The organism is Enterobacter cloacae, from assembly GCF_013375935.1.
Classification (GTDB): domain Bacteria; phylum Pseudomonadota; class Gammaproteobacteria; order Enterobacterales; family Enterobacteriaceae; genus Enterobacter; species Enterobacter pasteurii.
Map to the genome: position 1 here is coordinate 431,763 of NZ_CP056117.1, position 13,306 is coordinate 445,068.

5 protein-coding genes and 3 pseudogenes are annotated in these 13,306 nt (G+C 50.3%); all 8 read right to left on the reverse strand.

Features of this window, described 5'->3' with window-relative positions; all coding sequences use genetic code 11:
• Nucleotides 1-6 precede the first annotated feature (6 nt).
• Nucleotides 7-1,591: pseudogene (gene tssA, locus HWQ14_RS02020) on the reverse strand (type VI secretion system protein TssA).
• A pseudogene (locus tag HWQ14_RS02025) lies at nt 1,591-5,030 on the reverse strand (ImcF-related family protein). Before HWQ14_RS02025 ends, tssA begins: the two co-directional pseudogenes overlap by 1 nt.
• The gene (locus HWQ14_RS02030; RefSeq protein WP_176608823.1) at nt 5,027-6,136 is read right to left on the reverse strand and encodes a hypothetical protein; all 1,110 of its coding nucleotides are present in this window, start codon (nt 6,134-6,136) and stop codon (nt 5,027-5,029) included. Before HWQ14_RS02030 ends, HWQ14_RS02025 begins: the two are co-directional and overlap by 4 nt.
• Before the next feature lie 2 nt (nt 6,137-6,138).
• Nucleotides 6,139-6,405, reverse strand: coding sequence for a PAAR domain-containing protein (locus tag HWQ14_RS02035; protein ID WP_176608824.1), 267 nt, complete (start codon nt 6,403-6,405; stop codon nt 6,139-6,141).
• 324 nt (nt 6,406-6,729) lie between these two features.
• Nucleotides 6,730-7,821 carry a T6SS immunity protein Tli4 family protein gene (locus HWQ14_RS02040; protein WP_176608825.1) on the reverse strand — a complete coding sequence of 364 codons (1,092 nt, stop codon included), beginning with the start codon at nt 7,819-7,821 and terminating at the stop codon, nt 6,730-6,732.
• A gap of 205 nt (nt 7,822-8,026) precedes the next feature.
• A complete protein-coding gene (locus HWQ14_RS02045) occupies nt 8,027-9,118 on the reverse strand; it encodes a T6SS immunity protein Tli4 family protein (protein ID WP_176608826.1) in 1,092 nt (363 codons plus the stop codon).
• On the reverse strand, nt 9,115-10,719 hold the full coding sequence (locus tag HWQ14_RS02050; RefSeq protein WP_176608827.1) for an esterase/lipase family protein: 1,605 nt from the start codon (nt 10,717-10,719) through the stop codon (nt 9,115-9,117). Before HWQ14_RS02050 ends, HWQ14_RS02045 begins: the two co-directional genes overlap by 4 nt.
• A gap of 5 nt (nt 10,720-10,724) precedes the next feature.
• Nucleotides 10,725-13,233 (reverse strand): annotated as a pseudogene (locus tag HWQ14_RS02055) (type VI secretion system Vgr family protein).
• Nucleotides 13,234-13,306 lie beyond the last annotated feature (73 nt).

Sequence of the window (13,306 nt, forward strand, 5' to 3'; positions counted from 1 at the left end):
TTCACTTTATCCACACAATACCGCTGCACGGGCAGGGTCAATAGCAATCAGCCCTGCCAGTAACGTGTCCATCACAGGAGCCAGGCGGGTTTTATCGGCTTCACTGCGTCCGGCTTTCAGCCTGAGGAGCTTGAGGTGACGGGCGCGCACTTCGAACAGCAGTTCCGGCTCCCAGTCACTGAGCGTCATCCCGCCAGCCTGTTCATCCAGTTTTGCAAACAGATGCACCGCCAGCTCATTTTTGCCGACCTGCTCAGCGACACGTCCCATAAGCAGGCGCAACAGCCACTGCTGGCGTGCTGTGGTAATGCCGGGCCGCTTCTGTAACCAGGAAAGCGCCGCATCCGCTCCTTCGCTGTCGGCAATCTGTAAGGCTTCCGGCTCTAGCGCCAGAATATCGTTATCCCCGGTGGCTGCCGCCGCTGTCACGGATGTCTCGTCCTGCCAGTGGACACCGCCATCCATCACCTGCTGGCGTATCCAGTTCAGCGTCACTTCATCCGCAAACGGCGTGCCGTCGTTAAAGCCCAGCGTCTCAAGGCCCGGCAGGCGGGTGAGCAGCCCATTCAGGTCGTTCTGTACGATATCGGCAAGCGCTTCCTGCCCGGACTTCACCAGCGCCTGATGGCTATACCACTGCAAATCCAGCCACAGGTGGTTGGCTCCCCGGGTAAACATGCTGTCGCCCTGCTCCAGCAGTTCCAGCCAGCTTTGCTGCAGGTACAGCCGTTTCAGCAGCGCGCTGGTCCGGTTTAGGCGGCTCAATACGGGTTTTGCCATCTGCCGATAGCGGTGGTAACTGATGCAGGGTGTCGTGGCGGATGCTGTTCATCAGATGATGCCCTGCGAGCCAGCCGTCTGGCTGGTCACGCAGGTATTTCGCCAGCACCCTCGCCTGTGAGAGCAGGTCCTGTCCGGAGGTGATACCGGACAAGACGGGTGGGCTGCTGCCTGCAGCGGGAGCAGGCGTATCGGCCACGTTCTGGGGGACAATGGCATCGACACCGCCGGATTTCATCAGCCGGGCCTCGAGCGCCTGATACAGGCCACCCAGTTCCGGGCGGGAAGCATCGTCAGTGAATGTTTGCTCGGTCAGCCAGAGCGCACCGGCGATACGCAGGGTATCAGCCTTCGCCACCTCGGGATAAAGTGAGAGACTGTCCAGCATGCGGGTACTGCCCAGCCACGCCAGCGCCGCCGTCCGGCTACGGTCGCGTAGCGGATGCAGTTGACTACCATAACGCTGAAGCAGCCCGGCCAGCAGCTCGAGGCCGTCCGCCAGACCGCTTTCCCCGTCCCTGTGCAGACGGGCCCAGGTGTAGTACGTCGCCACGCGGATATCCTTGGCCGTTGTGGTCAGAACCTTTTCCGCAAGCTGGCAGACAAGCTCCGTATCAGCCCCGGAGAGCTTATTGACCTCCTCACGCATCTGCTGGAAGTCGTCATCGTAACCGGGGTCATCCCCGGCAGGATTGTCCGCGGCAACCGGCGCAAGCCAGTTGTCCCACAGGGCGATACGCGCCTGCGCTCTGGCCCCCGTCTCTTCTGCTGTGGCCAGACAGGCGCTGAGCAGGGAATGAATGGTCGCCATCAGTTGTCTCCTTCTTCGGTGATACCGGCAAAATCCATATCCGCCTGCGGGGCGGCGCTGACGCTGAAAATCGTATCCGGCAGAACAAAGTTACGCAGTTTTAGCAGCGCGAGCGGTCCGGCCCCCGCTTCCGTTCTCAGAATGTAGTTAAGTAGCCTGCCGTCCTGCGCCTTCCAGCGCACGCTGAAGCTGCTGGCGGCTCCGGAATAAGGCTGCACATCGGCTTCATCCAGCAGGCGGATAAGCCCCCAGCTTCCGGGCATATCGGCATACTGCCGCGTACCGGCCTGGGTGCTGATCCAGCTTAAGGCGGCTCCCGGCGCCTCGGTGTCAGCAGGCCAGGTGAAGCGTTTCCAGGTGGGCATCTGGTTGACGTAGGTCAGCTTCTGGCCATCAATCACCATGTCCGTCTGCATGACTCCTGCTGCCGTCCCGGGGCGTAAATCAAAGTGCAGACCGGCTTCACCATTGGTGAATACCACATCCGCAATCTGGCTCAGCGTGTTGACCGCGCGTAAAAAGGCCGGGTTAAAATTCAGCCCCTGCGCATTAATACTATCCGGTACCCAGCGGCTCCCTTCGCGGTGTAACACGCCGTTCAGGTTGCCCTGAAGGAAGCGGGCGATACGCCCGGCGTCGGCGTTGAGGTATTTCGCCAGCAGGGGAAGCGACACGTCGCTGCTGACATTTTTGAACGGATAACGTCCGCCAAAGGTACTGTTCCACTCATCTACCACCGACGCCCTCCACTGTGCGTTCAGGCTTTCCGCCGCCGGAGACAACACCTGCTGCCAAGCCTGCTCCATCGGCCGGACAAAAACAGTCTGGCCAAAGCCGCTCCACTCCTGGCCGAGCCCTGCCGCCATCAGGCTGCCGTAGTCGCGGGTGGTGGTTAAATCCACCGCCTTCCCCTGAAACACGGTTTGCGCCAGCGTCCGGGTCATGGCCTGCGGGTCGGAAGAGTTGGTGACCTGCTGCAGGCGCAGACGCACCTGCGTCACCCGGGTCAGGAAGGTCTTGAGGCTGAGCACGTCGCTGCCACCGCCATGATTATCCATCAGTGCCAGCACCGGCCCGAAGGTAGCATCCAGCGGCCCGTGCGCAACCGCACTCTGGTCAATGGCCGGTTGCGTATCCCGGGAAAGCAGGTTTCTGGCGGATTTAACCAGCGAATCAGCCACCGCCTCGCCGGTTCTGCCGGTACGACCCTGGACATTCAGGGTATTCATCAGGGCAACCAGCGGCGACTGACGCACATCCGCCATCAGCGTCAGCTGGTCAATGGCATCAGAGAGCGTTTCCGCTTTCTGCCAGCGCAGGCCGTTGAGGAAAGCCAGCCAGGCGCCGCCGAAATCGGCAAAATAGCGTGCCGTCAGGCGCTGCCTGACCTCTTCCGGTGAAGCCTGCTGCTGCGATGTCTTGCCGCTGTCCGTTAGCACCCAGTCCATCTCTTCACGCCGCCCTTTTGCCACCCGATCAATGGCTGGCTGAACAGCCTCCTCCCAGGCCTTGCGGGTGAACATCCCGGGCACCACATCATCGGTAGTGAAGAGCCGGGCGGCGTCCGTATCGCCGGTCATGTCTGCAAGACGCATGTCTGCATACTGGTGCGCCACCTGCGAGAGCATTTTCTGGTACAGCGTGGCATCACTGTTACGCACCCCCATCAGGCGGACCAGCAGGGTTCGGGCCTGACTGACAAGCCCGTCATTCGCTGGCAACTGCCACTGCGTATGCGCTGCAGACTGCGCGCCGTAAAAAGCCAGCAGATCCAGCCCCTTCGCCTGCCAGATCCCCTGTGCGACGCCCTCACGCTGGGGCCAGTCCCGCATCAGTGTGCGGCTGAACCAGACAGGCTCCATCCGCTGCGGGTATGCCAGCATCAGGTAGAGTTTGAGCTGGTCATATGCGGCTTTTGCCATCCGGCTGCGCTGCGGGCTGTCCGGCGGAAGCTGGATAAAGCCCTCAAGCTGCTGCTGAAGGTGCCCGGCGGCGGCATCACGCAGCAGAGGTAATACGCCCTGCGCGTAGCGGGGTAACACCGCCGCCAGCAGGGCTGCGTTCTGGTTCATCCCGGCATGAAGGTACCAGGGCGCCCCGTGCGCCTCTCGGTATTGCAGGCGGGATATGGTTTTTTGCATTTCAGACAGCGCCTGCAACCGCCCGGCCTCAGGCTGCCGGGTGTCCAGCGTCCGCCGGACCTGCTCCTGTGCGTTCGAGACCAGGCTGCGGTTGGCAACATATGCGATCCCCATCCATACACCCCATCCCACCATCATCGAGACGACAATTGAAGCCATCACCTTATGCCACGGTATGCCCCGCCTGCGTGGACGAAGTGCCGCTGGTAGCATCCGGACAGAAGCAGGCAGCACATCCCAGCGTCTGTCCATAAACCAGCGATGCTGAACGGCACGTTCAGCTCCGGCAGAAGGCTGACTGAACATTACGCCAGCCAGCGGCAACGGGCGGTACGGATTGAGCATCACCGACAGCGGTGCGGTCACGCTCTGTGGCTCGCGAATAAGCTGGTCAGCCAGAGTTAGCAAGAAGTTATGTTTCACATCACCACAGATCTGCTGCAGCCCATGCGAAATCAACTCCGGCATGAGGGTGGAGAGTTGTTCAGTCAGCCCCTCGGTACGACAACCGGCAGGCAACAGACAGCCTGTCGCCTGCACAATGCGCCCTTCCGGCTTACCGGCACGCGGGTGCAGAGACCAGACGTACAGGGGAAGTTTCCAGCCCAGCGCATCCATGAGGTTGCTGATGGCATGAGACAGGTAATCCATGGTGCTTTCAGACGGCACCGGAATTACTGGGTCCAGACAGGGGGCAGACAACCGGTCAAACGCCGACGTTACCCACACCACGCCATCAACAGGACGACGACGCAGTTTACGCAGCGCGGTCAACCAGGCACTGTCGATTGGTGTATTAAGATCTCCCCCCACAACAACAACGTGCCACGGTCTTCCTGCCATAGTTGGGAAGTAAGACCGGGAGTCAGTAGTTCAACCTCAGCGACGGTGCCGGTTATTAGCAGGATGCGGGTTCTACGAAACCACAATAAACCGTAAGTGGATCTAAGATGCCGACGCAAATCCCTGAGTAACAGAATACGGGGGGAAAGAGTCTCTTTCTTGATAGACTGATTATCTTTACGATCGTTTATATTCTCTGGACTATAAATGATCTGTGCCTTCCTCTGCTTTCTCTGCAACCAGAATGGTGAAGCAGTGATACATAATAATAATGCTGAAAACACGCCTCCCCAAATAGACCATGCTTTGCGCAACGTGATTCCATTAGCCACCACGCTGTCCTGATTTAGAAATAACAGTAATGCACATATCCCGGCAAGACCAATAATTAATATAACGTATCCACTGATGCTGTAACGCACTTCAGTTGCTGGCGTAGTTTTTCCTTTGGTCATTGAAATAGCTCCCGGGTGATCAAGCAAAGTGAGTACACACTTTTCTTCTGCCGAAAGATTAGCAATTGCATTTCATCTGTACTGATTGCAGCATCTACCATCAATGCTATATATACGGGAAATGCCAATGGTCCGTTAGGACCAAATGAATGATCCAGAGAAAAACAAGGATATTTTGGTGGCAAATGCCACTGTTGTGCATAGGCATACTGGACAATTTGCTTTCGGTTTTCACCATCAATGTCTGCAAGCCATACATGTTGGAGATTATTATAATCGACCGAGTTATATTCAAACAAAATGCCTATATCTTTAATTAAGTCTTTGGAAGGCAAAATTCTTCCTAGCCCAGCCAATACTGTCAACTTACATTGGTCAACCAATAAAGGTGACGCGATCAGTTGCCCTGAAATGAACTCACTGTATTTACCCGTTTCCCCCTCCGGCCAAACCTGCAGGCCAAGCAAAAGAATCAGGCCGTCCTGCTGAGCGCGTGATTGCACTTCCTCAATCGAGTTTGCATATTCGGGATACAAATCCCATTGCTCATAAACAGCCAGACTTGTCGATTCCTCGCGAGGCCTGTCAGTAAGCAATACGATGACTGTATACAAACTACGTCTATAACCAGGATATTGTCTCTCTAACTGCTCGTCCACATACTGTAATCGAGTGGGTAAAGTAGAAAATGCAGAAAATAGCGGGCGTGCTTTTTTGGGAAATGCGGGTATATCAGCATAACTCCCAAAAAAAACCTTTACTCCTTGCTCTTCGGGCGTCATAACTACATTTCCCACAATGAGCCATTGTTTCATACACCAATTTTTCCAGTGTAATTTTGTTCGTTCAGCTTCATTATTCCATAACAGAGCAGCATTCATGGATTGTTCATAACGATGCCAGGCCCACCCAAAAAGAAATAACCACAGGAAAATGGCAGGTAGCACACCATAAAGAAAGACATGCACGTAACGGGTATCTCTGCCAACAAGCAGATTTAAGGTTATACCTGTCACCAGCATCATTAAAAATACTCCCCCCCATTTTTTTAAATCGGGACGAGAAAGGGATTGTTTTTCTTGTATATCAGGGATAGGCCATGACATGATTATGACTCGATACTGTTTTCGATGTGAGAACTGATAACCCTACAACCGCATTCACAAAGACAGCCATCGACAACAATAGATATTCCTTCTTCAGTTGCCGTGGGATCGCCTTCAATAATACGGTTTGTACCATGTCCCGGTATTGGACAGAATACGAGATCATCGACAAGTGCCACCTGCCCCCCATTAATAAACATTGTAGAAGAAGCCGAAATGACCTTACCACCATGAGTAGTGGCATCGCCAAGGCAAACTAATGCTGGCATAGCATACCTCTTTTGTTTAATTTAAATAGCAATAGCATTTCAGCACATGGCTAATTTATTTAACCTGAAAATTTTCTTTTTTTACTGCAATCATTCAAATATACTCTATTTAAAGAAAAACTATAACTATTACAAAAATCAGGAGCGTGGTAAAGAAACAGAAGCGAGCGGAGTCATAAGACATTAAATAATAGATTAAAAATATTTAGAAAAATGAAAAGCGAACCATTTAATTATTAGTAGAAACTCAATCAAATCACCCAACAACAAATAAAAACCAACCACATCCCTCCCTATATAAAAATCCAAATAAATTACAATAAATTACTTATGATACGCTCCCGGGCGCAACCTCAACGTACCGGTAATATTCTCCCAGGTGCTTACTGCTTCATTTTCTGTCAACTGATGATTACCCGACAGACCTCGTTGCAAAAAACTAATATACATCCAGGGTGACTCAGGCTGAGTTACATTCTCATTAGAATGAAACACAAAACGCAGCCCTTTTTCATCATTATTTATATTCCCGAAAACCATCCACTCCTCCGTATAAAGGCCATTGATTTTCCGTTTTCCTTTTTGTATGGTTCGGCCTTCCGCTGCTGTTATAATTTCGTCCATCTCAGCACTTCTGTCCAGCATAGTGTCATCGGCTTTATTGAAATTGTCCGTCGAAAAATCAAAATCAGCCCGAGGATATTTATTTGAAGTGTAAGTTATATCAAGCTCTTCCTTATTCTCTCCTAAACCATCTGCAATAAAAACTTCCGGAAGGCAAAACCCTGCCTGCTGTGGAATTTCCGTATCCTTTTTTCCTGATATCCTTTTCAGCAACTGGATCAACTCAGCCAGTTTCTCAGGAACTGTATTACCATAAAGCTCAGGATATTTACCACGTCTTTCAGTATAACGCTTAGCAGAACCATTATCTGCTTTCATAGCAATTTCCACTGCAACACCATTTGTATAAAGGTGTGCTTCTAATATCCGACCAACATCGGGCACTGAGTCGCTTTCGTTTCTTTCAAAAACAACCCCCTCCATCCCTATCGGTAATGGATAGACCTGTTTAAGATAAGGCATATCCTGTGGATTAACAGTTTTCTCTTTCCTTAAGGCTTCTTCCCTGAGTCGGATTTTCTGCTCAAATGCCGGACGGTATAGTCTTTTCGTTTTTACTGATGCCTCATTTATAAATGCCAGAATATTATCACTCGTTACCGAATATGCTTGAGGAATATCAATCAAATAGCGTCCTATACAGCGGGTCGTCATATTATCCAGAAAAGTATTCACCACGCTAGCCTCCTGTGCTGTTAATTTTAATTTTGGCGGATATCCACCGTATAAGTGATAGCCAGTTAAACCTGCGGCCACAGCAAATATTGCCAATAAATGTTTTTTTAGTTTCATGAATAAGCTAGTGTCGTCTGCTTTACATCTTGGATAATTTTAACCAACACACGCAGCGTGAATTGCTGTGCCAGCGTATATTGACAGGTTGAATAGTGCTGCACATGAACAAGATAACGTGCCTGCAATAATTCCACACACTATCCTGCAATAAATACCAGCCACATCAACCCTATATAAAAAGGTTTACACACGATACAATAAATCACTTACGAAATGCCCCAGGGCGCAACCTCAACGTACCGGTAATGTTCTCCCAGGTGCTTACTGCTTCATTTTCTGTCAACTGATGATTACCCGACAGACCTCGTTGTAAAAAACTAATATACATCCAGGGTGACTCAGGCTGAGTTACATTCTCATTAGAATGAAACACAAAACGCAGCCCTTTTTCATCATTACTTATATTCCCGAAAACCAGCCATTCCTCCGTATAAAGGCCATTGATTTTCCGCTTTCCTTTTTGAATGGTTCGGCCTTCCGCTGCTGTTATAACTTTGTCCATCTCAGCACTTCTGTCCAGCATAGTGTCTTCGGCTTTATTGAAATTGTCCGTCGAAAAATCAAAATCAGCCCGAGGATATTTATTTGAAGTGTAAGTTATATGAAGCTCTTCCTTATTCTCTCCTAAACCATCTGCGATAAAAACTTCCGGAAGGCAAAACCCTGCCTGCTGTGGAATTTCCGTATCCTTTTTACCTGTTATCCTTTTGAGCAACTGGATCAACTCAGCCAGTTTCTCAGGAACTGTATTACCATAAATCTCCGGTATATCTTTTCTATCATCATCATATCGGGAGGATAATCCATTTCTTGCCTTCATTTCAATCTCAACCGCCACACCATTAGTGTAAACAAGTGCTTCTAATGTACGAGCAGAATCCGGCATAGAAATACTCCTGTTTCTTTCAAAAACAACCCCTTCCATCCCTGCCGGTAACGGATAGATCTGTTTAAGATAAGGCATGTCCTGCGGATTAACGGTTTTCTCCTGCCTCAAGGTTTCTTCCCTGAGCCTGATTTTCTGCTCGAATGCCGTGCGGTAAATCCTTACTGTTTTTACCGGCGCCTCATTAATAAAAGCCTTTATATTATCATTTGTGACCGAAAATGATTCAGGCATATCAATCAGGTAGCGGCCAACACAGCGAGTCGTCATCTCATCCAGAAATGTATTCACCACACTATTCTCCTGCTCTGTTAGTTTTATTTCTGGAGGATACCCGCCGTATAAGTAATAGCCAGTTAAACCTGCGGCCACAGCAAATATTGCCAATAAATGTTTTTTTAGTTTCATGAATAAGCCAGTGTCGTCTGCTTCACATCCTGGATAATTTTCACCAATGCCCGCAGCGTGAATTGCTGTGCCAGCACATGTTGATAAGCGGGTTCGTGTTGCACGGAAACAGGGTAGCGGGCCCGTAAATGATGCCCGGCAATTCTTCCGGAACGTTCCGGCACAGTACCATCACCGGGTTCTTGCGGGGGTAGAAGTTTCCAGGTCTGATAGATTCCCTGTGCCCATCCTTTTCCGTCCAGTGGAGTTGAGACACTACGACTGGTTGAGTTTTCGGTTTTATCCAGTGCACGTCCATCTTCCGGCCTTCGGCTACGCCCCCGGTTCATCCACTGTTCTATTACTGGGGTTTTTGACTGCCAGATAATATCGCCATATGATGCGAATGATGATTCACAACTGTAAAAGGCATAGGTATTGGAATGATATTTCCCAGAAAGTTCTTCTATAAATGGACTTACTGTTCGATCTATAATTTTGGCGAAATTAGCCCAACTTTGGTCTTGTTCTTTCTGAGTAGCTCTAACTCCCGGATTAATTAACTGCGCTTCACAGAGACCCCACCACTTATCTCTCTGTAGATAAATTTCACTGTAAGGATCCTCTTTTGGATAGAAATGCACATCCTTCCCATCCATTATCTTCAACCATCGCATACCATAATCCCTCCCTGGCAGTAGCTGCATCGGGCCGGGAGCCTGTGATAGTATAGCAGTCATGGCTTCCGCATTGCCCCCCAGAGTCTGTGAAGTTGCCCATCCCTCAATGCTCCCTTCCGGATATTCCGTCCCTGCTTTCATTCTGCGATAGGTGGCTGCGGCCCCCAAGGCTGGCATCACCCCGTGCACTACGCCCAGTACTTTTGTTTCTCCCCCTAGGTTCTGGGTGTAATGGCGGGCAACTAATCCTCCCATTGAATGCGTAATCAGGATCACTTTTTCACATTTTCGCCCTTTCTTCTGGTAAAATTGGATTATCTCTTTGTCTATTTTGGCTGCCAGATCTTTGGCTGAATCCGCATTCGACTGGAGCCAGTTATATCCCACCGCAAAAACTGGATAGATATATCGGTAGGTTAAATCAATGTCTTCTTGTTGCAGCGAAATATCCCCAGAATCCATCAATTGCGTTTTGGTCAGCAGTTTACCGCGTTCTCCCGTGGCCTCGAAATCATTCAATTCATCCTGCAACCAAGAAAGAAAGGGAGCATAGCTTGTATATGCCACACTTCCCCACCCCCTCTCCCGGCGGGTTTTCAGCAGTAAGGTCTCCTCTTTTTCATCAACCTTACCGCTATCATCTACTTCGGTTAATGACGGATCGAGTTTCTTTTTCCGAATGACAGCACTTGCACCAAGCCATGTGAAAGCAATACTCGCCGTGCTGTCAAGATTCCAGATTTTCTGGCCATTCTTACGATTGCTTTTGAGGTTACTCCCCATTACCCCTGGAATAAAAACAACGGGTATCACCCGTTCTGGATACACAATACATTGCTGAACGAGCTCACTCCCTTTTGGTTGGCTATGCAGATCGTACTGTGCATTTCCAGCTTTATCATATGTTGGATAAATTTTTATTATTTCATCAGTATCTTTCATCGTTATCAACTCTCTTTATTCACGGTGAGGCGAACACTACTGACTGCATTAAAATTCTGTCTGGATGTATTGCCATCAGATGTCGTCTTTTCAGCAATTACCCCCATATCGCTATCCAATACCGTCTGGCGATTAGATACAGGAGTCTTTGTCCCACACCAAACCAGAGTTGGCTGCACTTCATAATTACCCTGTTGATATTGATTCAACATTTGACTGGTGCTTTGCCCTGTAAATTTTTGCCACACGGCTGCTCGCTCAATAATCTTATCCGGTGCCCCGCTTTCCACTACTCCATCACCAATTCTGATATAGGCTCCACCGCTACCACACAAAATTATCTCCTTTTTCGCACTAATGACTATTTTCCCTTCACTGCTACTGATTCGAACATCCTTCAGAGCATCCAACGTCATCTCATCATTCTGCGCCTGAATTTCCATCTTCCCTTTACCAGCAAATAATTTTACCCCCTTTTTTTGGGCATACAGACTGATTAATTCACCCGCAGCAACAGTCAGTTTTTTCAGAATACTAAAATCTGTATTCCCACCACTGGTCGCCGTGATATTTTCTCCTGCGGATAATTGCAAAGTTTTCGGTGTCACCTGTGCAATGCCTTCTGGGGCAGATAACAGTAAAGCTGCTTTTTTGAGGTCTCGCAGTGTGTCACTTAGCAAAGCCTTCTGTATTTGTAAATCTGCCAGTTCTGCCCTTGCCGTCTCTGCTGCACTATTTAACGACTCTGTCAGATTCTGAGCCTGCTCCAGTTGGCTTAAAGCTGCTGCCATATCTAGCATCATTCCCTTAGCTGAAGACTGCGTATCAGCCGTGATAAACACACCAGCCCCACCACGAATGGAAACATGCCTGTCGGTACGCAGCTCAGCACCTTCCCCCCGAAGCTCCCTGGACGCATTGACGTTGTGACCTAAATTAAGCTGCGTCTTACCCCCATATTCGGTACTGAGCTTGATATGTTCCTCACCCCGTTTGTCTTCCATCCGCAGTTTGTTAAACGCAGCAGTGCGGATCACATTTCGGGTGCTGTTCTTCTCCGTCACATGGTCAACATGGCGGGAATCATGCAGGGCATGGGCGATATACGGACGGTCGGGGTCGCCTTCGTGGAACGCTATCGCCACCTCCGTTCCCTGTATCAGCGGGAAGTGAAAACCGTACACGTCGCCGCCGTAAGGCTTCGCCAGACGCACCGGCATACTTTCCTGGCCCGGATTTTTGTCATCCAGGTCAGCATCAAATTTCACCCGGTACAGGCCTGATGCATCCTGCCAGGCGTAGATATCCCCTTCTTTTGCACTGGTCACTCGGGCGGTCATGGTGCCGGTGACTTTCGGCCGCGGAAGTAAAGGAGGACGCCAGCAGATAACCTCACTGTAGGGCACCCCCTTCAGAACAACCTGCAGGGCTTCCTTACGACTCGCGGTAAAACCGACACCGGTGAGCAGCACAGGATTGTGCAGCGGCGCAGGCAGCGTTGGCGGAAGACTATCGGTAATGGTCAGAACCTGCGCGGGTGCCAGCGTGGCGTCCGTACTGTTGCCCGTTATCCGCACCTGCTCCGCCAGAAAACGCTCATGGTCGAGGCGGGCATAAAAGTTGGCCGTCTCTGGCGTCGGGTCAATTTTATCACCCTGCTCAAGATGACGAAGATGATAATGGTATACCTCACCATAGTTAATCCCGTCGCCATCGCCGCGCGTCATATCTGCCGGAGCGGACTGCAAAAGATACTGCGCTTCACGATGGTTATAGTCTTTCGTGGTGACGCTGGCTTCCGCCACGTTGTGCGTAACATTCAGCCCCCCACACTGAATCCGCCCCGTTATCATTCATGCCGGACGGGCTATTTATCGCCAGCGTCTTGTCAAACGTCAGAGCTGCCTGACTATCGCCAAAATGCACCACTTCCGTCTGCGTATCCGGTTGCAGGGTGAAAAAATAAAAAATTCCCACCTCCGCCAGAAGACGCTGGATAAATGTCAGATCGCTTTCCTGATACTGGTTAATCTGCTCGCGTTTCGGGTAAGTTTTTTTGAGCCTGAATTCAAACTCCCAGCCTTTAAGGCCGTGCTCCTGGAGAACTTCTGTCACTACCTCAGGCACCGATTTATTAACGAAAAATCGGTGGGAACGATGCTGTTTGTCCAGCAGCTTAAGGGAAGGTTCCAGTGTAACCTGATATTTTGCCTGGTCGGCAGAGCCCGATATGCGGCGAAAATCGGTGATGACACCGTGTACTGCTTTCTGGTTCACCAGATCCTGAAGCACTCCCGTACCCAATGTAAATGTTGCTGATTTACGCAGCAGCAGGCTGGCATCCAGATAGTTGTCAGTACTGGTAAAATTGATGATGTAATAATAGGTCTGACTCAGCCCCTCCCTGCCGCTGAAATGCTCAACATCCAGCGGTGACGGACAGGAAGGAATATTTAAATGGTAGCGATTCAATGGGGGAGGGATAATATTTGAAAGCGTATCTTTCAGACTCATATTGTTAACTCCATGTCCGTAATCTGTATTGTGCAGTAATTATATAATGATGGCCGTTAAGTTTTACTTTTAG

What these genes read in the sequence shown, in the direction of transcription:
- HWQ14_RS02030 (WP_176608823.1), bottom strand. Translation starts at nt 6,136, where the DNA reads ATGTCATGGCCTATCCCTGATATACAAGAAAAACAATCCCTTTCTCGT.
- HWQ14_RS02035 (WP_176608824.1), bottom strand. Translation starts at nt 6,405, where the DNA reads ATGCCAGCATTAGTTTGCCTTGGCGATGCCACTACTCATGGTGGTAAG.
- HWQ14_RS02040 (WP_176608825.1), bottom strand. Translation starts at nt 7,821, where the DNA reads ATGAAACTAAAAAAACATTTATTGGCAATATTTGCTGTGGCCGCAGGT.
- HWQ14_RS02045 (WP_176608826.1), bottom strand. Translation starts at nt 9,118, where the DNA reads ATGAAACTAAAAAAACATTTATTGGCAATATTTGCTGTGGCCGCAGGT.
- HWQ14_RS02050 (WP_176608827.1), bottom strand. Translation starts at nt 10,719, where the DNA reads ATGAAAGATACTGATGAAATAATAAAAATTTATCCAACATATGATAAA.